The 16,503-nt window shown below is 67.5% G+C and carries 24 protein-coding genes; 11 read left to right on the top strand and 13 right to left on the bottom strand.

What is annotated here, in order from left to right; translation table 11 throughout:
- Positions 1-18 precede the first annotated feature (18 nt).
- Complete coding sequence (locus KBY78_RS08030) at positions 19-1,767, top strand: WYL domain-containing protein (RefSeq protein WP_255143153.1); 1,749 nt, start codon at positions 19-21, stop codon at positions 1,765-1,767.
- A gap of 46 nt (positions 1,768-1,813) precedes the next feature.
- Here the strand turns inward: KBY78_RS08030 and KBY78_RS08025 are convergent, their stop codons facing one another.
- From KBY78_RS08025 to KBY78_RS07975, 11 genes are all read right to left on the bottom strand, one after another.
- The gene (locus KBY78_RS08025) at positions 1,814-3,010 is read right to left on the bottom strand and encodes a hypothetical protein (protein WP_255143152.1); all 1,197 of its coding nucleotides are present in this window, start codon (positions 3,008-3,010) and stop codon (positions 1,814-1,816) included.
- A gap of 4 nt (positions 3,011-3,014) precedes the next feature.
- Positions 3,015-3,884, bottom strand: coding sequence for a hypothetical protein (locus tag KBY78_RS08020; protein WP_255143151.1), 870 nt, complete (start codon positions 3,882-3,884; stop codon positions 3,015-3,017).
- Positions 3,884-4,309, bottom strand: a complete 426-nt coding sequence (locus KBY78_RS08015; RefSeq protein WP_255143150.1) for a hypothetical protein — start codon at positions 4,307-4,309, stop codon at positions 3,884-3,886. The genes KBY78_RS08020 and KBY78_RS08015 overlap by 1 nt, the downstream gene beginning before the upstream one ends.
- Positions 4,309-5,562 (bottom strand): collagen-like protein, encoded by a 1,254-nt coding sequence (locus KBY78_RS08010; protein WP_255143149.1) that lies wholly within the window; start codon positions 5,560-5,562, stop codon positions 4,309-4,311. Before KBY78_RS08010 ends, KBY78_RS08015 begins: the two co-directional genes overlap by 1 nt.
- 53 nt (positions 5,563-5,615) lie before the next feature.
- Entirely contained in the window at positions 5,616-5,870 is a 255-nt protein-coding gene (locus KBY78_RS08005; RefSeq protein ID WP_255143148.1) for a hypothetical protein, read from the bottom strand.
- Between the two features lie 3 nt (positions 5,871-5,873).
- Entirely contained in the window at positions 5,874-6,689 is an 816-nt protein-coding gene (locus KBY78_RS08000) for a hypothetical protein (protein ID WP_255143147.1), read from the bottom strand.
- The gene (locus KBY78_RS07995) at positions 6,689-6,898 is read right to left on the bottom strand and encodes a hypothetical protein (RefSeq protein ID WP_255143146.1); all 210 of its coding nucleotides are present in this window, start codon (positions 6,896-6,898) and stop codon (positions 6,689-6,691) included. Before KBY78_RS07995 ends, KBY78_RS08000 begins: the two co-directional genes overlap by 1 nt.
- A 69-nt stretch (positions 6,899-6,967) precedes the next feature.
- Positions 6,968-7,753, bottom strand: a complete 786-nt coding sequence (locus KBY78_RS07990; protein ID WP_255143145.1) for a hypothetical protein — start codon at positions 7,751-7,753, stop codon at positions 6,968-6,970.
- Between the two features lie 15 nt (positions 7,754-7,768).
- Positions 7,769-8,671: a hypothetical protein gene (locus KBY78_RS07985; RefSeq protein WP_255143144.1), complete on the bottom strand. Its 903-nt coding sequence runs from the start codon at positions 8,669-8,671 to the stop codon at positions 7,769-7,771.
- A 4-nt stretch (positions 8,672-8,675) separates the two neighbouring features.
- Entirely contained in the window at positions 8,676-9,101 is a 426-nt protein-coding gene (locus KBY78_RS07980) for a hypothetical protein (RefSeq protein WP_255143143.1), read from the bottom strand.
- Positions 9,102-9,149: 48 nt separating this feature from the next.
- Positions 9,150-10,049, bottom strand: coding sequence for a major capsid protein (locus tag KBY78_RS07975; RefSeq protein ID WP_255143142.1), 900 nt, complete (start codon positions 10,047-10,049; stop codon positions 9,150-9,152).
- A 170-nt stretch (positions 10,050-10,219) separates the two neighbouring features.
- On the opposite strand from KBY78_RS07975, the gene KBY78_RS07970 reads away from it, so the two are divergent.
- From KBY78_RS07970 to KBY78_RS07955, 4 genes are all read left to right on the top strand, one after another.
- The gene (locus KBY78_RS07970) at positions 10,220-10,417 is read left to right on the top strand and encodes a hypothetical protein (protein ID WP_255143141.1); all 198 of its coding nucleotides are present in this window, start codon (positions 10,220-10,222) and stop codon (positions 10,415-10,417) included.
- A 74-nt stretch (positions 10,418-10,491) separates the two neighbouring features.
- Complete coding sequence (locus tag KBY78_RS07965) at positions 10,492-11,232, top strand: L,D-transpeptidase (protein WP_255143140.1); 741 nt, start codon at positions 10,492-10,494, stop codon at positions 11,230-11,232.
- Positions 11,232-11,810 (top strand): phage tail tip lysozyme, encoded by a 579-nt coding sequence (locus KBY78_RS07960; RefSeq protein ID WP_255143139.1) that lies wholly within the window; start codon positions 11,232-11,234, stop codon positions 11,808-11,810. Before KBY78_RS07965 ends, KBY78_RS07960 begins: the two co-directional genes overlap by 1 nt.
- 3 nt (positions 11,811-11,813) lie before the next feature.
- Positions 11,814-12,182: a hypothetical protein gene (locus KBY78_RS07955; RefSeq protein ID WP_255143138.1), complete on the top strand. Its 369-nt coding sequence runs from the start codon at positions 11,814-11,816 to the stop codon at positions 12,180-12,182.
- 10 nt (positions 12,183-12,192) lie between these two features.
- Here the strand turns inward: KBY78_RS07955 and KBY78_RS07950 are convergent, their stop codons facing one another.
- Complete coding sequence (locus KBY78_RS07950; RefSeq protein WP_255143137.1) at positions 12,193-12,531, bottom strand: hypothetical protein; 339 nt, start codon at positions 12,529-12,531, stop codon at positions 12,193-12,195.
- 229 nt (positions 12,532-12,760) lie between these two features.
- Between KBY78_RS07950 and KBY78_RS07945 the strand changes: the two genes are divergently transcribed.
- The 4 genes from KBY78_RS07945 to KBY78_RS07930 all read left to right on the top strand — a co-directional run bounded on the left by KBY78_RS07945 (position 12,761) and on the right by KBY78_RS07930 (position 14,719).
- Positions 12,761-13,315, top strand: coding sequence for a sigma-70 family RNA polymerase sigma factor (locus tag KBY78_RS07945; RefSeq protein WP_255143136.1), 555 nt, complete (start codon positions 12,761-12,763; stop codon positions 13,313-13,315).
- Positions 13,316-13,438: 123 nt separating this feature from the next.
- Positions 13,439-13,906: a hypothetical protein gene (locus KBY78_RS07940; RefSeq protein WP_255143135.1), complete on the top strand. Its 468-nt coding sequence runs from the start codon at positions 13,439-13,441 to the stop codon at positions 13,904-13,906.
- A 181-nt stretch (positions 13,907-14,087) separates the two neighbouring features.
- Positions 14,088-14,321, top strand: coding sequence for an antitoxin (locus KBY78_RS07935; RefSeq protein ID WP_255090296.1), 234 nt, complete (start codon positions 14,088-14,090; stop codon positions 14,319-14,321).
- Positions 14,318-14,719: a type II toxin-antitoxin system VapC family toxin gene (locus KBY78_RS07930; RefSeq protein WP_255143134.1), complete on the top strand. Its 402-nt coding sequence runs from the start codon at positions 14,318-14,320 to the stop codon at positions 14,717-14,719. The genes KBY78_RS07935 and KBY78_RS07930 overlap by 4 nt, the downstream gene beginning before the upstream one ends.
- Positions 14,720-14,757: 38 nt before the next feature.
- On the opposite strand, the gene KBY78_RS07925 is transcribed toward KBY78_RS07930, so the two are convergent.
- The gene (locus KBY78_RS07925; protein ID WP_255143133.1) at positions 14,758-14,964 is read right to left on the bottom strand and encodes a hypothetical protein; all 207 of its coding nucleotides are present in this window, start codon (positions 14,962-14,964) and stop codon (positions 14,758-14,760) included.
- An 82-nt stretch (positions 14,965-15,046) separates the two neighbouring features.
- Here KBY78_RS07925 and KBY78_RS07920 point away from each other — a divergent pair, with 82 nt between their 5' ends.
- On the top strand, positions 15,047-15,292 hold the full coding sequence (locus tag KBY78_RS07920) for a hypothetical protein (RefSeq protein WP_255143132.1): 246 nt from the start codon (positions 15,047-15,049) through the stop codon (positions 15,290-15,292).
- 138 nt (positions 15,293-15,430) lie between these two features.
- Positions 15,431-16,381, top strand: coding sequence for an ArdC family protein (locus tag KBY78_RS07915; protein WP_255143131.1), 951 nt, complete (start codon positions 15,431-15,433; stop codon positions 16,379-16,381).
- Positions 16,382-16,503 lie beyond the last annotated feature (122 nt).

Below are 16,503 nucleotides of genomic sequence, written 5' to 3'. Positions count from 1 at the left end.
AGGGTTCATAGTGATTGAATGGAGCTGCACAATCAGCTCCTGAGCAGTCATCCTCTGGCTGCACCTGTTCACCCTCCAGACAGGGTCACAGGACCTTCTGAGTTACACCACTCAAAGGGGCGCTACCGCGCCGCCCGGAACCGGGACGCCCGGCTGATCCCCCATGGCTACTCGCGCCTGCTGGAGTGCGAGCGGCTGCTCCACCTGATCCAGCTGCTCAGCCGCCAGCCGGAACTGACCGCCACCAACGTCCAGCCCTCCCCCGAGGAATCTGGGGGCCTTGCCGAGCGGGCCGCGGCCATGCTCGCCCGGACCCATGGGCCCTGTTATGCGGATGTGAGCGCGATCGCAGCCGACCTGGACTGGTTGCGGCAACAGGGGTTCACCGCGGCCTGGCGCGTCCGCCCCGAGCAGGGGAAGCCCGCGCCGATGCGGGCGGTCGAGCCGCCGCCCTGGCCGGCGGCACAGCCACTCTCCACGGGCGGTTGGTCAGCACTGGGCGATCGCGAGGCCTTTTGCCGTGCGCTCACCCTGCTGCGCCACATCCTTCACCACCCCTTTGATCGACAGGAGGGGGTGGCGATCGACCACCACCTCGCCGCTCGGCTGCAGACCCTCAGCGGCGGCCGTCACTGCTGGACGCCCCGCCAGTTGCACCAGAGCATCACAGCAATCCTCACGCCCTATGGCTTTCGCGATGCGGCAGCCAGCGGCCGCCACGGCTACGCCCTCGGCGCCTCGCTGCTGCCCTTGCCGCTGCAGGTGGAAATCCACGGGCTGCTGCAGGCCAATGCCGATCGGCTCGGTGATCCCAGCGGACAGGCCATCGCGCGGGAGCTGGGCAGGCGGTTGCAACGCAGCGGCATCGTCATAGAGGCCGTGCCGCCGGTGCGGGCTTACTTCAACCGTTCCCTGCTGGCGGGAGATCAGCGCAGAAGCGGCACCCTGCTCAACACCGAGCAGGCCGAGCAGCTGCGCGGCGCCATTCAGCAGCACCAGCGGGTGGTGTTCACCACCATTGCCGCCTCCCATGCGGGTGTGGAAGAGATCCGGGGTTGGCCCTTGCAGTTGATCTTCCACACCAGCGCCTGGTATCTGCTGTTTGAGCACGACCACATCGGCCAGACGGAGGGGTTGCTGGCCTGCCGGCGAATCGATCAGCTGGGGCTGCGCAGGATCGAAACCGGCAGCTGCCGCAGCCAGCCGTCCCATGCGGCGGCACTGCGGCGCGGCGAAACCTTGCAGCACTGCTGCGGCAGCCTTGAGTTCGGTGATGCCATCCAGGCGCAGCAAGCAGTTTGCGGGACGCCATCGGAGCAGCGCAGCAAGGCCATGGGCACCTTGCAGCTGAGCTGTGATGCCTCCGCCTTTGCCCTGCTCCGTGAGGAGGTGCGGCGCTTCCCGGCGGCGGCGGTGCGCCTGTCGCGCCCCCTGCCCGGTGATGGTGTGCTCAGCCCGCTGGGCGAGCAGGCAGAGCTGCTGCCGTGCAGCCGCTCCAGCCACCCCTATCCAGTGGAGATTGACCTGCCGCTCTGGACCCTCGAGCGTGACTCCGACCTGCGTCGCTGGCTGTATGCCCTGGGCGGCGGAGTGCGGATCGAAGCACCGCTGGAGCTGCAGCAGGAGCACCGGCACTGGCTCCAGTCCGCCATGGCGGCCTACCCCAGGAGATCGGAAATCAAGAAGCAGCAGGTGCCGAAGCGGCTGCGGCAGACCGCAGGGGCAACAGGCCGACGTGGAACGGTGCTGGAGGTGGCTGAGTCTTGAGGGCAGGGCCGCCCCGGGGCTGTGCCTTCCAAACCTGCCGCGAGCCTTACAACCGCCGCGGCCACAGCACTCCCGTGCTCGGCCGGCCGGTGCCGCCACCCGTTCCCCCGCCCCCCTGGAGCTGCTTGGCATAGAAGGGGTGCTGCCGCACGCCCGCGGCACCGACCGCCGCTGTTGACCAGTCGATCAGGAAATCCGGGCCGGTGGCTGGACCCATCGCGACGGGGCCTGGGGTGAGCAGGGGGCAGAAGCTCAGCCGATCCGGGATCGTGGACCAGGGCAAGGAACCGACCGTGTCCCAGCCCGCCCGTGGCTGCGTACCCGGTGGGTTCAGGTACCAGAGATCGGTGGCGCCGCTGTAGGCCGCCGCCAGCTGATAGAAGGTGCCGGCTCCGTAAGGGTTGCTCACCCGGCCCAGACGGCGCGGGTCCGAATGCTGGTTGCTGCCCAGCCAGAAGCAGTCCGGCAGGGCGATGCGGGGTTGGAGGATCCCCGGCGCGAAAATGCCGCTGGTGGTGTTCGCATACAACCCGCAACCGCGGATCAGTTGCTGATCGCTGCCAGTGGGCGGAAGCGGGATGATCGAGGCCGCCACCAGGGCGTTGTTGCTCCATGTGTAGCTGTTCAGTGAATAGAACATGCCGGTGTAGGAGTTGGAGCGGTTGAGCACCACACTCCAACCGCTCACTGCCGGCGAGCGGAATAGCAGCAGGGTGTGATTCTGCGTGTTGATGTCGGTGCCGACCGGCGCAATCGTGTAGGAGAAGAACTCACGACCTGGCGTTGTATCGGCCTGAATCAGCAGAAAGCCGGCCAGATCCCAGGCCGGTGTGCCATCGGAGGCGTAGTGCGACAGGCCGGCATTGACGCTGAATAGGGTCGCCGAGAAGCTGCCGTAGCCGCCGTTGCTGCTGTCATTGGTGTAGGCGCTCTCGAGGCCCAGTTGCAGGCGGGCGGAGCTGCTGCTGGAGTTGTAGCCCTGAACCTTGGAGCTGTTCGAGAAGCTGAGCAGCACCGGCGTCTGCGGATGGCCCAGCCGCCAGACGTAGCCGTAGGTGGTGGCGCCCGTTGCGGCGCTGTGATCCTTGACGACCGACAGCGGCACCAGGGCATTGGCTGGAGTCGCATTCACCTCCACCGAGAAGGCGCTGAAGGCCTCCGCGAGCTTCTGGCCCGGATCCGTTGGCAGCTTGCTGGTCCAGTTCCAGAGCGGCCACTGCAGGGCGGAGCAGGTGAGGGTCATCGCGTCAGCTCACCGGGTCCTTGAGACGCACCACCAGGCGTGAGGGGCCGAGCTGCAGCCACTCGCTGCCATCGGCCGCCTTGATGTACCCCAAGCTGGTGAAGGTGCGGTTGTAGAGCGCCAGGTCGGCCGGCAACGCCACCGGATCCCACCACTGCACCGGCGGCAATGGCTGCTGGTAGAAGACCGTCGGTGTGATCGGCAGCCACTGGGCCGGACGCACCAGCATCAGCGGCGCCGCCGATGAGAAGAAGTCAGCGCGGAAGGCGGTGGAGAGCTGCACCTGGGGCCGCGCCAGGTTCCAGGCCACCGTGGCGATCACACCGGCCATGTCGGTGAGCGAGAGATGCCATTGGCCTGAGACCACGTCCATGGCGATCAGCAACGCCACCGCCTGGCGGTTGGAGAAGCTGTGCTGAGAGAAGGCAAAGCAGAAGAACTCCTGGCCTGCCGCCAGGGAGGAGGCCACCACCGCCCCCAGGGGAAGCGGTTGAGGGGGCAAGGTGATCAGGGAACTGGTGGTGCCCACCCCGCCCGTGAGGCTGCCGTGGCCACCGAGGGCCGTGCCCGGCGTGAATCCCGAGGCCAGTCCGGCGTGGGTCGTCACCGCACCGCTGCTCAGGTTCGCCACCCACTGGCTGATCAGCTCCACCGGCTGGCCGCCGCTGAGCGCCGCCAGGCGTGCCTTGAGCGTCCAGCCGCAGAAGCCCGGTGCATCAGCAGGGCCAGTGAGCACGATCAGCTGCTGGGTGGGGTTCTGGCCGTTGGCGGCGGTGATCCAGGCCATCAGCAGGGCATGGGCCTCACCAAACAGGCCCGGGAGCGCAAAGCCCTGGTCGCCGCGGCGGCTGAGATCGGTGATCGTCGCCGCCATCAGCTGGCCACCGAATCGTTGAGCACCAGGGCCAGCACGCTCAATGTCGCCGTGTGGGCACCAGAGACCTCGGTGCGCAGCCGCGCCCAGAGCCGCTGCTGCAGGGGGCTCTCGCCGTTGCTGAAGCTGCTGCCGGGCGCGAGTTTGAGCAGCGGTGTTTCAGCCGAGAAGCGCAGATCGAGCAGCACACCGGCCGAGAGCGGTGGGTCCTCCTCGATCGGCCGCGCCGCATCAGCTGTTCGCGCTGCCGGGGAGTCGTAGAAGCTCACCCAGGCCGGCGTCGAGCAGCTCACCTCCAGGAAAAGGCCATCAACACCAAGGCCCGCAAAGCTCAGATCCACCACCGAGGGCCCGCTCAGAGGCCCACTGGTCTGCTGCTCAAGGGCCCGCCTGGGCGTGTCGATCCGCGGTACCCAGCTGGGCATCAGGGGATCACCTGGATCTTGCGGAGCGCCCGCACCGTCTGGGGAAATGTCTTGCCCAGCGGCTCCCAGTTGCCATAGAACCAGTCCTGCACCTGATGGGTGGTGGCCGAGTCCTGGGTGGAGGTGCCCATCCCGCCGGCCAGGAACTCCTGGGCACCACCGATCGCAAACAGCGGGAAGGCGGTCTGGGCAGGAGCAGAGAAGGTGTAGTTGGCACTGGCCGGCACCGCATAGGGGTTGGCGCCGTGGGTGGTCACGTTGCCCTCGCTCCCGTCCGGCTTGAAACGCCGGTAGAGGATCTCCAGCTCGAACAGCGCCGGGATGTACCAATCCGAGAAGGTCGCAATGGTGAGCCCGCGCGCCCATTGCGTCGCCGGGTGAGCCGCATCGTTGGCGGCGTTGCTGTTCGCCCAGCCGTCAAACGTGCTCGATGCGCCGGTGGTGAGCGTGCCCGTGGTCTTGCAGGCCCGGATGCTCTGGCCTGTTGCCTTGGGAGAAACAATCAAGGCGTGGGTGGCCACGCCATTCATGCTCTGGGAGATCAGTCCGCCGTAGAAGCCGCCTTCGTAGGCAGCACCGATCGCCGGCAGGCTGGCCACCGGGGTTCCCGTGGGCGCCGCGCCGAGTTTGTAGACATCGCCGTTGCTCTGATCGAGGTAGAGATCCCCCTCGATCTGACCAGGAATAGAAGCTGGCGGCGGGCCGCTGCCCACGAACCAGCCGGTGCCACGGGCACCCTGGGCGCCGGCGAGGCCGGTGGCACCGATCGGCCCTTGGATGCCCTGCGGCCCTGCAGCACCGGTGCTGCAGGCCGGTCCGCTCGGCCCGGTGGGGCCGGCAGGGCCTACGCTGCCGGTCGGTCCAGCCGGGCCAGCAGGGCCTGAGATCGGCCCGGCGTTCACCCAGTTACTGCCGGCTGCGTTCCAGCTGTAGAGGCTGTTGTTCTCGTCCTGAACGATGTAGGCGTCACCCTGCACCTGCCCGCTGCTTGGCAGCGCCGAGAAGGTGGGAACACTGCCCTTGAGGTTGATGCCCGTGCCGGCGGTGCCCTGCGGGCCAGCCGGTCCCTGCGGTCCCGCTGCTCCCGCACTTCCGGCTGGGCCGGTGGCTCCCGCTGGCCCCTGGCTGCCGGCGGGGCCAGGTGAACCCTGGGGACCAGCATTTCCCTGGCTGCCTGCCGGGCCCGACGCCCCCGTGGGTCCCGGCACCCCCTGCGGTCCGCGGATCGAGCCGGTGTTCGCCCAGGCAGTCATCAGCTAAGCCGTGCGTCCTCACGTCCTATTGCCAGCGATGCGAGCAGGTCTGGTCAGGCCAGGCGCCAGGCAGCGCCGTTCCAGATCCGCAGTGGTTTCACCACCCAGTCCGTGCCGCTCCAGATCCTGCAGGGCCTGAGGATCCAGGTGTTGCCATTCCAGCTGGCGAATTCGCCGCTGCCCAGCGGCGGCGGCAGGTCCTCGAGCCAGAAGAACTCGGTGGTGATGATCGCTCCGGCCGGGCCCCGGTCCCAGCGGTCCGAGCCACCGCTGCAGGGCAGGACACGATCACGGCTGCTGCGGCTCATGGCTCAGCCGGCCGCAAAACGGACGACACCTTTGGAGGTTCCGGTGGTGGTGGTCGTGCAGAGCTGGAGCAGCGCCAGGCAGGAATCGTTGGCGATCTCCGGCAGCGCCAGGGCGGCCCAGTCGAACACCTCCGCCTTGTTCGCCACCACCGTGAACAGGCCAGCGCGGTAACGCGTGCAGGTCACACCAAAATTGCCAGCGGTGCCGGTGGTGGCACTGAGCGTGACACTGTTGACCGCTTTGATCCCCGTTTTGCCGGCGGCAAAGGGCAGGATCTGATAGAGGCCCGAGGCACGGCTGGTGGCCGCCAGGGGCACGGCCACGTTGCCGCTCGTGTCGTCGTCGTAGGTCACAGCCACGGTTGCGGTGACCCCGGTAGAGCCGGTGTCGGCGTACCACTCCAGCCACCACTGCAGCTGGCTGTGATCCGCCTGGCCGATCCGCTCCGGCTCGATGCCGACAAGGTTCAGCGGCAGGTTGGTGGTCTGCAGCGTCGCCAGGTTGCCCACCAGGCCGGCCTGATGGCAGAGGCGGTCATGGATCTCCAGGGTGCTCGTCGCCAGGCTGCTGGCCACATCCACCCAGGCCAGGTAGTTGCTCATCGGTGCCGTCTGGTTGACCAGGGGCAGAGCACCGAGCAAGTCCTTGTTGCAGAGCGCCGCTGCCGCTGGGATCGCCCCCTGGCCTGGTTGGCCGTTTGCCCGCCAGAGCGAATAGAAGCGGCCAGCGACAGCGTTTGAAATCGAGGCCTTGTCGAACAGCGCGTGGCGTGAGTTCGCCAGCGCGGCGATCAGCTGGTCACGGCTCGTGATCGCCATCAGTTCGTGTCCACCCAGAGGTCGTTGACCTGCGGGTTGGCCGGTGGCGTTGGCCCCACCGTCAGCCGTGAGGCGTCGAGCTTGAGGGTGAGTGCCGCCTGCAGGTCGGCTTGGCTGCTAAGGCTGCCGGTGATGCCTCCCCAGACGCTCGGCCCTACCGGGCCTTCCGGCCCCCGCAACGACAGCCCGAGGGCGCCCCAAGACGTCATCCACTTCCCCAGCAGGTCACGCCTTCTATTGCCACTGACCGCAATGCGGCGAACCGCAACGCCGCGAACTCAGGCGATCAGTTCGAAGACCTGGCCGTTCGTGCGGTTGAGGTACAGATCCCCCGGCTCCGGCGGGGGGTTGAGCCCCTCGCTCGGCGGTGGCCCATCGCCTGCGTACCAGCGGGTGCCGCGGCTGGCGGCGCCGGAGCCATTCATCACCACCAGCGATGGCTTGCCATCCACCGGCGATGGCAGCAGCGCCAGGCCGCCCTGGGGGTGCAGGCGCAGCCGCCACACCTCGGCGCGGCTGCCGTTGTAGGCCAGCCCGTCAAGGCCGTCGCTCGGCACCAGAGGCTCCACGCCCGCCAGGGAGCCACCCACCCCTCCGGTGCCGCAATTGACGGAGGCCATCGCATGGGGCGGCAGGGGGCAACCCAGCAGCGCCACCGGCAACGTGGCGATGTTCACCCCCATCGTCACCGTCACGGTGAGATCCAATCGCTGCCAGTAGACGTGCCGCACCTTCGGCACATCCGGCCGGTAGGGCGTCCAGGGCACCGTTTGGCTTGTGCCATCGCCCCAATCCACCTGAAAATCCTGGGCCGGCAGCCCCAGCGGGTTCACCGCCAGCTCGATCGGTGCTGAGCCGAGCGGATCATTCCAGCGGCTGGGGGCTGGCATCCAGAAAAGCTCCAGCGGCAGGGCCGGCACCGGCCCCAGCCGAAAGCTCAGCTCCAGCCAGCGCGGTGCCTCATGGAGCAGCACCCATTCCTCGCTGCCCGGGCAGCCCACCGGCGGGATGATCCGCACCCGCCCATTGGTGTCATCGAGGCCAGTGGGCAGCGGGTACGGCATGGCGGTGCGACGGGATCAGCACAGCAGATCCAGCGGCAGGGCCGGGAGCTCGCCTCGGGAGTCAGGTTCCGCCTCGGCAGTCAGGCCACCGGAGGCCAGCCGCTCGGCCTCAGCCACCAGCTCGGCCTTGGTCATGCCCGGATCCAGCGGCACGCCATAGCGTCGCTCCACCTCAGCGATGATCTGCGCCTTGGTCATCGCCGCAAACTCAGGCAGCGGGGCCGCTACAGATGCATCCGCAACCGCGGCACTTGCAGAGCCGGCGGCCACCACCGGAAGCAGGAACGGCGTGCTCCTGCCCGCACTGTTCACCGCCACCACCGGCAGCCGGACGGGTTCAGTGATCAGGCTGCAATCCAGCTGGAAGCTCAACTCCGTGGCGCCCAGGAAGCTGTACTCACCCGCCTCTGCCTGGCTCTCACCCCAGACCTCAAGGTCACCATCAGCAGAGAAGCCAGTGCCCACCACGCAGGCCTCCACGACCTCGCCCTTGACCACGAACGGTCCGCCCTTGATCGCGGTGACCGTTGGCAACGCAGCAGGCGGATCCGGTGGATCCACTGGCGATCCATCACCGTCCTCCCCATCACCACCGGCAAGCTCTGGAGGATGCGCCGTCCAGCCGAGGGCCTGCCAGCCATCCATGTGACAGGGGAAGCAGAAGCGGCTCTGGTCGCCAAAAGTGATCCGCACCATCCCTTCCGGGGCCGCCACGCTCAGCAGGGAATCGGCATCGGTGAGGGCCATCGGGATGGTCGGATCAACGGGGCGAATGCGGTCGGAAGGTCCCTCCGGGACGGGGTTGAGCTCCGGAGCGGTCGGTACCGTCGGATCCGAGCCCTCCGTCAGGGGTTGAGGCGGCGCCCAGGGAGTGCCGGGCTGCGTCGGCCGGACCAGTGAGCTTTCAGAGTTGCTCATCGGCTCAGGCGTGGGTGAGGCTGACGTGGGCACCCGCCGGCGTCGATGGCGTCAGGGTTGCCCGCGCAAAGAAGAAGCAGGGATCGACCACGTTGGCCAGATCACCGGCAGCAGGCACCAGAGAACCGCCGCTGATCGTCGCCTCGATCTGACCGCCGGCGGCGGGGATCGCCACGGTGGCGGCCGTTAGCCAGGTGCCGGTGGTGCCGTCCTTGAGCAGCGGCGCCACCTCCAGCACCGCCGTCACGGCGGCGGCGGCACCGGGATGGGAGAACAGCAGGGAGAAGCTGTCGGTGGTGTCGAGCGGAACGCTCAAGCGCACGATTTCTGCACTGACGCGGGTGCGCTCGAACGGGTCGGTGGCGCTGTAGTTGATCCAGCCCACCAGCGTCGTGACGGCATCGATGAGCTTGTTGCCGGAAGCGGTCATGGTCGTGTCCTCAGGGGAAACAGATCGAGCGGTGTGGCCTTCTGGGCCTCAGGTCAGAGCGGGGCCGATGTTGAACAGCCGTCCGATCGCCTTCTGATCGCAGACGGCAAAGCCCACGTACCAATCGACGCGGGTGCGGAACACCGGGGCGTCCTGGACTTCCCCGAAGTCCCGCACCGAGATGCCGTAGCGGCCCTCGAACGGGCCCTGCAGGCCGGTCATCTGCTCATCGCCAAAGGCACAGCAGTAGATCGAGGTGGTGCCGCCCGCCTCGCCGAAACCGAGCACGTCGTTGCCGTTGGCGTCCTCCTCCAGGCAGAGGATCTCGGTGTCCTCAAACCAGTGGCGGCCGTCCATCACCTGATAGAGATCACCGCCAGCGGCGCGGCAGGCGGAGCTGATCTGGCGGCGTCCTGCCTTGCTGGTGAGCAGCACCTTCTCGCTGCCGTAGGCATTGACGGAGTCGACCAGGGTCTCCAGCCGGGTGAGCTTGACGCTGCCGGAGGTGTTGTCGACGGTCTGGGGGCCGCCGGGGGTGAGCCGCTTGCTGAGGCCGTTGAAGGCGCGGGGGTCAAAGGCGGCGTCGCCATTGATCACGGCTGCTTCGAGGGTGAGCCGCATCGAGCGCACCTTCTGCTCGGTCTGGCTGGCCCTGGCCTCGGGGCCGTTGAGGTCCACGATCGAGCGGTCCACATCGAGATCACCACCAAAGAGGTGGACGAACTCGGTGTCGTTTTCGACGGCGCCGTAATCACGCCGGTAGCCCTCGTTGACGGCGCGGAAGCCGACGCGGGGCATTTTCTTCTCGACGGCGAACTTGAGAGCACCACCAAGCAGGTTGCGGAAGGGCAGGCGGCTGATCAGTTGACCCTCGGTGAAGGTCTTGATCACGGCCAGGCGCTCCACCCGCGTCTCGTGTTTGGCAGCCTCGATCAGGGAGAGGCCCATGCTTGCTCCGGGTGTACCCAGCAACGTCACCCATCTATTGCCAGCAACAGAAATGGTTGGGGGCTGGTCAGGCCCCGTCATGGTGCGGGGTGGCCTCAAGGGCTGACGCGAGCGGCAAGGCCGCCCTTGACCCCACCCCGCCCGGCTTTGGGGTCCTTCTCCAGCTCCCCATGGCTTCCGCATTCCGCCGCGCTGCTCTGGAGCGCCACAGCTCCGAGTCCCTCGATCGCATCAGCCTCATCTGCCATTCGGCCTGGGTGCCGCTGCCGCGGCTCGCAGAGCTGGCCGATCAGATCCTCACGGAGCGCCAGTGCCTCAATCCGGTGCGCGTCATCCCCGGCTTCTGCGAAAGCGAGCTGCCCTATTGAGCGCAGCTCACGCCCGGCTACGGCCGGGCTTTTTCATGCCGATGGCAACAGAGAAGAAGCAAGCAGTGCTTCCCATGGCCACCCCAATGACCCCGGAGCGGTTCCAGGACCGCTGGGAGGCCTTCAAGGGCGAACCCCAGCAGGTCTCCGGCATCTGGGGCCTCTACGACTCGATCGCTCAGCTGGAGCGCAGCGGCGACATCCTCGATGAGCAGGCCGCCTGGGCGCTGAAGTTCAGCGAGAAACCTCCCGCTCGTCCAGGGCCACCAGCGCCCAGCGGTGGCCTCGATCCCCGCGGCTCAGAAGAAGCAGGGCTTGTGGGTCCCAAGATCGCCGCACCGGTCAAGCCGGGAGATTCCTACCTGCTCGTCAACGACCGCGACGAGGACATGGAGGCCTACGACCACACCGGGTCCTTCCTCTGGAAGGTGCCGTGTCTGGCGCGGGGGCAGGGTGCCGACAACAACTGGAAGTCCAACAGCACCGACACTCCGCCCGGCCTCTACAAGCTCGGCCAGATCTACCCCGACTACGAGCAGAACCCCAATCCCCCCTGCAGCGATACCGCCATGTCCTACGGCTGGTACAGCTTCGACATGGTCGAGCTCGAGAACCAGGAGATCAAAGTCGGCCGGGCCGGGATCATGCTCCACGGCGGCGGCTCCGGCTGCGGCTGGCCCGGTGCCTGGGCCGCCAACCAGGCCCTGCTGCCCACCCTCGGCTGCCTGCGGCTCCACAACATCGACCTGCGCGACAAGGTGCTCCCCCTCACCAGGAAGGGCACCGTCTATGTCGGCGTCTTCCAGGAGGCCTGATGGACACCCGCAACCTCCAGAGCTGGCTCAGCTTTCTCTGCTCCCCTGCCGTCACCGAGGCCAGCTGCGGCGTGATCGCACCGCTCACGCCCGAACAGGCCGCCGGCTTCATGGGCGCCATGGTGGTCGAAACCGGCTCCCCTGAGCTCTCGGATCTCGATGTAGTGGAAGCAGGCTGCGGCGCCGGGCGCGGCGCCATGCAGTACACCGGCCTGCGCCGTGGGCCCTACGACAAGGCCCGCAGCGAGGCCATCGCCCGCGGCCTCGATCCCAACTCCCCCGCCTGGCAGCAGCGCTTCTTCGCTGAGGAGTACGCCGGCCTGCACGATCCCCCTGAGGGTTCGCTGATCGGCTGGACCGAGGTGTTCGCCCTCTGTCCGGTGGAGCTCACGCCCGAGCAGGCGGCGGTCTACTGGACCGGCAGCGCCGAGGCCGCTGAGGGCTATTTCCGCCCCGGCAGACCCCACAGCGAGCGCCGTCAGGACGAGGCCGCCCGCATCTGGGCGCTCATCGAGGACGGCACCCTTTGCGTTCCCCTAGGCCCCCCCGCCTCGCGCTTGGCCTTGCACGTCTCATGAGCCATGGCAGGCAACGACCCGAGCGCGGCCCAGAGCCGGAAGCCCAGCTCCGATGCGGCAGCGGCAGCAAGCGATCAAGGGAAGACTGCCGGGGGGCGGCGCTCAGCCTCTGCGGGGAAACGCCGCTCGAGCTCACCCTTTGACCGTGAACGCTTCATCTTCCAGCTGCTGGCCGTCGTGATCCTCACCCAGCTCATGCTCTACACCCTGGCGACCGGAGTCTGCGGAAATGTGGCCTACAACCGGCGCCAGCAGGTCGCCGATGTCTGCCCTCGCGTTCTCGATCAGGTGACAGCGAGCTTTGACGCCACCATGAAACTGCTGGTGGCGCTGCTCGGTGGTGCGGCCCTGGAGCGTGGCAGTCGTCCCTGAGCGCAGCGGCTCAGAGCAGGGACGTGCCTGCAGCGTTGATCGACGCAGCAGGGGGGTTCGCACGATCAGCAGCAAGGCGCGGATCGAACAGGCGAAACAACAAGCCCAGGTCCTCTCCCGCCCAGCTTTCGCCGGTCAGGGTCTCCAGCTTGGTGCGCACGATCTGCTCCAGCTGGGCGCCGTTGCATTCCTGCAGCAGCACCGGCAGGTAGGGGTCCAGCTGGGCAAAGACCAACGGGGCGGACCTGAGGATGCGGCCCTGCACGAACCGCTTGGCGATCGGCTTGACGACGGCCTCGATCAGCCCCAGCACCAGGAAGGCAACCGCCAGATCAATCAACCAGTGCATCGGATCCCTCTGGGTGGTGTCAGGTGAACGGCCGCCTCGCAGGCGACGACAAAGGGCATTCGGTGCCTCTGCTTCCTGTTGCCAGCAGACAGATGCCGCCTTGGTCGGCAGGGGTGGTGATGGGCAGGGACAGCAGGGCCTGGAGTGGGCTGGCCTTCGGCTTGTCCTTGCTCAGCTTGGCCTCCTCCTACGTCGGGGCCTGGGGTCGCGCGTCCTACGCGATCAGGCCATGGCCCGCACCCCATCCCAGGCCGATGCCCTCTTCCATCAATTCCTGCCCCTCGCTGAATCCATCGCCCGCGGCATGGCGGCCAGCAGTCGCGTGATCGAGCTGGAAGATGCCCGCCAGGTGGCTCAGATGCAGCTCTGGCTCTCCTGCCGGCAGGTCACCGATCCAGCCTCTGCCGCCTGCTATCTCAGGCGCTGCATCAAAGGCGCCCTGCTCCACCACCTCCGTGATCACGGTCGCCTGGTGCGCGTGCCGAGGCGTCAGCACGAGAAGGGCGGCCACCCCTGGAGCCACCAGAGCCTGCACGCCCCTATGCCCAGCGGTGATCTCTGGATCGATCAGCTGGAAGCGCCCGAGCAGGAGCAGTCACCAGAGGGCGCCAGCGTGGAAGCCCTGCTGGATCGGCTCCCGGCGGCCCAGGCCGCGATCATCCGCCTCTCGGTGCTGGAGGGCCAGAGCCTCCGCCAGATCGGCCAGCAGTTGGGCATGAGTCCCATGTCGGCGCAGCGGCGCCGGCAGGCAGGCCTGGCCGCCCTCAGGGCCGAGCTGGCCTGAGGGCCCAGAGGGCCGGCTCAGGCCGGCCTAACAGCCCCGATCGGGGTCAAATTCGGGGAGCAGCAGGGCAAATTCAGGGAGCACCAGGCCAAATTCGGGGAGCAGTTCGGGGAGCTCAGGCCCGTGGGGCCTGCCCCTTTGGGGCTGGCGGTGGGATCGCGCATCATCCGCCGGGGCAAGGGCTGCGCGAGGCGCTTCGCGCCCCTTGCCTTTCCGGCGGTGCTGCTGGCGTCCCATCGCTGCGCTCCGGCGCCAGGTCCCATGTCCCTCTGGCTCGATTCCCTCTCCCGCGAGGATCCCGTCGCCCTCGTCCACTCCAGCCACCTGGCGCTCACCCGGCTGCTGCGCACCCACCGAGGCCAACCAATCCGCCGCCTCTGGATCGATCACCCCTATGGCGAGGAAGAGATCACCCTGCTGGAGGAAGAGCTCATCCCGGCGATGGAGCAGTTCCTGGCCCGCATCCAAGAGATCGATGCGTCGCTGGAGGCCGCCCATGAGGCAGAGATCGAGCGGGTCCAGGCCGCGATAGCAACAGAGCCACTGGCTGCGGCGGAGCGGCAGCGGCAGGGCTGGGGCCAGGCCGCCTGAGGGTCACTGATGGGGCCGCTCAGGGCGGCCCACCCGCTTCAACAGGTTGTGCCGCTGGCCGGCTCACGCAGCCACAAGAGCATGGATCGTGCATGGGCCTTCGCAGCTCGAACCCTTGTCGCCGTGAACCCAGTTTCATCCGTGGTAGCTACCATGGGTCACTACCCGATCAGGGCCTGCCATGGACACCGCACGTCTGTTCCAATCGGGCCGCAGCCAGGCGGTACGACTGCCGAAGGAGTACCGCTTCAGCGGCAGTGAGGTGGTGGTGAAGCATTTCGGCAATGGGGTGCTGCTGCTGCCCATCGATGACCCCTGGCAGACCCTGGAGGCGGGGCTGGCGGCCTTCGAGCCGGGATTTGTGATCACGCGCGAGCAACCCGAGGAGCAGATCCGGGAGGCGATCAGCCCATGATCTTGCTCGATACCAACATCTGCATCTACATCATCAATGCCAAGCCAGTAGCGGTATTGGAGCGGTTCAAGCATCACCGGCTTGGAGAGATTGGCCTCTGCAGTGTGGTAGCGGCCGAGCTGGCCTTTGGTGTGGCCAAGAGTGGTTCGGCGCGCAACCGCCAGGCACTAGAGATGTTTCTGGCCCCACTCACGATTCTGCCTTTTGACGAACGCGCCGCCTGGGCCTATGGCGACCTGCGTGCGGAGCTGGAAGGCCGGGGCACACCGATTGGCTCACTCGACACGATGATCGCGGCCCATGCCCTGAGTCAGCAGGCCACGTTGATCACCAACAACACCCGCGAGTTTGCCCAGGTGCCCGGCCTGCATGTTGAAAACTGGGTACCAACGCCGTAAGGCGCCCCGAAGGTCCTCTGAGCTCCGCAGGATTCAAATCACCAGGACTTGCCCTTGCGCAGGTAGGCCTCCACTTCCGCTTTGCGGATCACCCGCGACTCGTGGTTGTTGCTGATCTGCACGAGGCCGCCACTGATCCTGGCCGTCACGCGCCAGGGGCCGGCAGGACCTGACGGTGCGGGCTTCTCGCCCAGCGTCGAGCCGAGCCGATCACCGGTGGCAGCGCCACGAGGAACAGGAGGCATCAGCACAACAGCAAGACGTCAACACCCCTTGCCAGCGGCAACCGTGGCCTGGCAATGGAGCCTGAACGCAAGCAGCTCAGCCATGCCCGCCACCATGATCAGCGCCAGATCGATGAAGACCCCGGCTCAGATCGCCCGGGTTCACGCCAAGCCCCGCACCGGCGTCTGGCCGCAGCGGGTCGTCGGCGCACCGGGCGTCGCCTTCTCTGTCGCCATGGCCCCCTCGCGGGGCAGCTTCGATCGGCAGATGACCAAGACGACGCTCTCCCGCCCGTCACGGGTGCGGCGCACCGGCGGCTGGAACAGCGGTGATCTGCTGCGTGACTAACCCCCCTGGGGATGGGTCGCGCGGGCTTCCTCATGGTCGCCCCACGGGCAAGGGCTGACGCGAGCGGCTCGGCGACAGGCGCCGTCGCCGCCCTTGCCTGCGCGGGGCACCACTCGGGCGTCCCGCGCTTTGCCGGCCATGGCCGCGTCCCAGTCCCGCTCACGCAAAACCTTCGAAGGCCCCACGGCAGAGGAGAAAATCGTCGCCTCGTTGATCGAGCTGATGGAGGCCGGATCCGCCCCCTGGCGGCGGCCCTGGGATGGCAGCGGCGGCGGCCACCACGTCAATCTGATCTCGGGTCATCGCTACCGCGGCGCCAATCCGATCCTGCTCACGCTCGGCATGCACATCCGGGGTTCTGCCCTGCCGTTCTGGTGCGGCTTTGCCGAGGCCAGGAAGCTCGGCATCTTCCCCCGCAAGGGCAGCAAGGCGGTTCACATCCTGCGGCCCCAGCTCCACAGCCGCGAGGAGCCAGGCGAAGGCGGCGAGGTCACCCTGCGCAGCTGGGCCAGCTACCGGCCAGTGGCGGTCTTCAATGCCGTCGATCTCGAGGGCGAGGCCCTCGCTGGCCTGATCGAAGCCCGCCAGGCAGCAGAAGGCGCGGAGCCCAAGCCGGAGCCTGAGCGCTTGGAAGCGGCAGAAGCCGTCCTGGGTGCCTGGCCAGTGCCGGTCAGCTTTGGGGGGGATCGGGCTTGCTATCTGCCGGGGATTGATCGGATCCAGCTGCCCGATCGCGGCAGCTTCCACTCGCCTGCGGCGTTCTGCGCCACCTGGGCCCATGAGCAGATCCACTCCACCGGCCACGAATCCCGCCTGAAGCGTGATCTGGGCGGTGCCTTCGGGAAGGCGCTCTACGCACGCGAGGAGCTGGTCGCTGAGCTGGGGGCAGTGTTGCTGGGCGATCGGCTGGAGATCGGCAGTGAGATCGAAAGCCATGCCGCCTATCTCGGCCACTGGATCGAGCTGCTCAAGGAATCGCCCAAGGTGCTGTTTCAGGTGCTCAGCGAGGCGTGGCAGGCAGTGGATCTGATCTGTCCGGAGGCGGCTGGAGAGGGGGAGCACCAGGGTGAGGAGGCGGTGGCCAACTAAGAGTTTGCGGAAAAACCACCTGAACGCCCGCGTTTTTCCCTCCTGAGAGCTGATCACGCTCCGTCCGGGCTGGTTTTCAGCGAATCAGCGGCTCAGAACGCCCATTTCAGGTGTTTTGCCCC

It is taken from the genome of Synechococcus sp. EJ6-Ellesmere (assembly GCF_024345875.1).
In the GTDB taxonomy this organism is placed as follows: Bacteria; Cyanobacteriota; Cyanobacteriia; order PCC-6307; family Cyanobiaceae; genus Regnicoccus_A; species Regnicoccus_A antarcticus.
The sequence above is the reverse complement of the archived record's forward strand: the minus strand, read 5'-3'. Positions and strand labels throughout refer to the sequence as shown.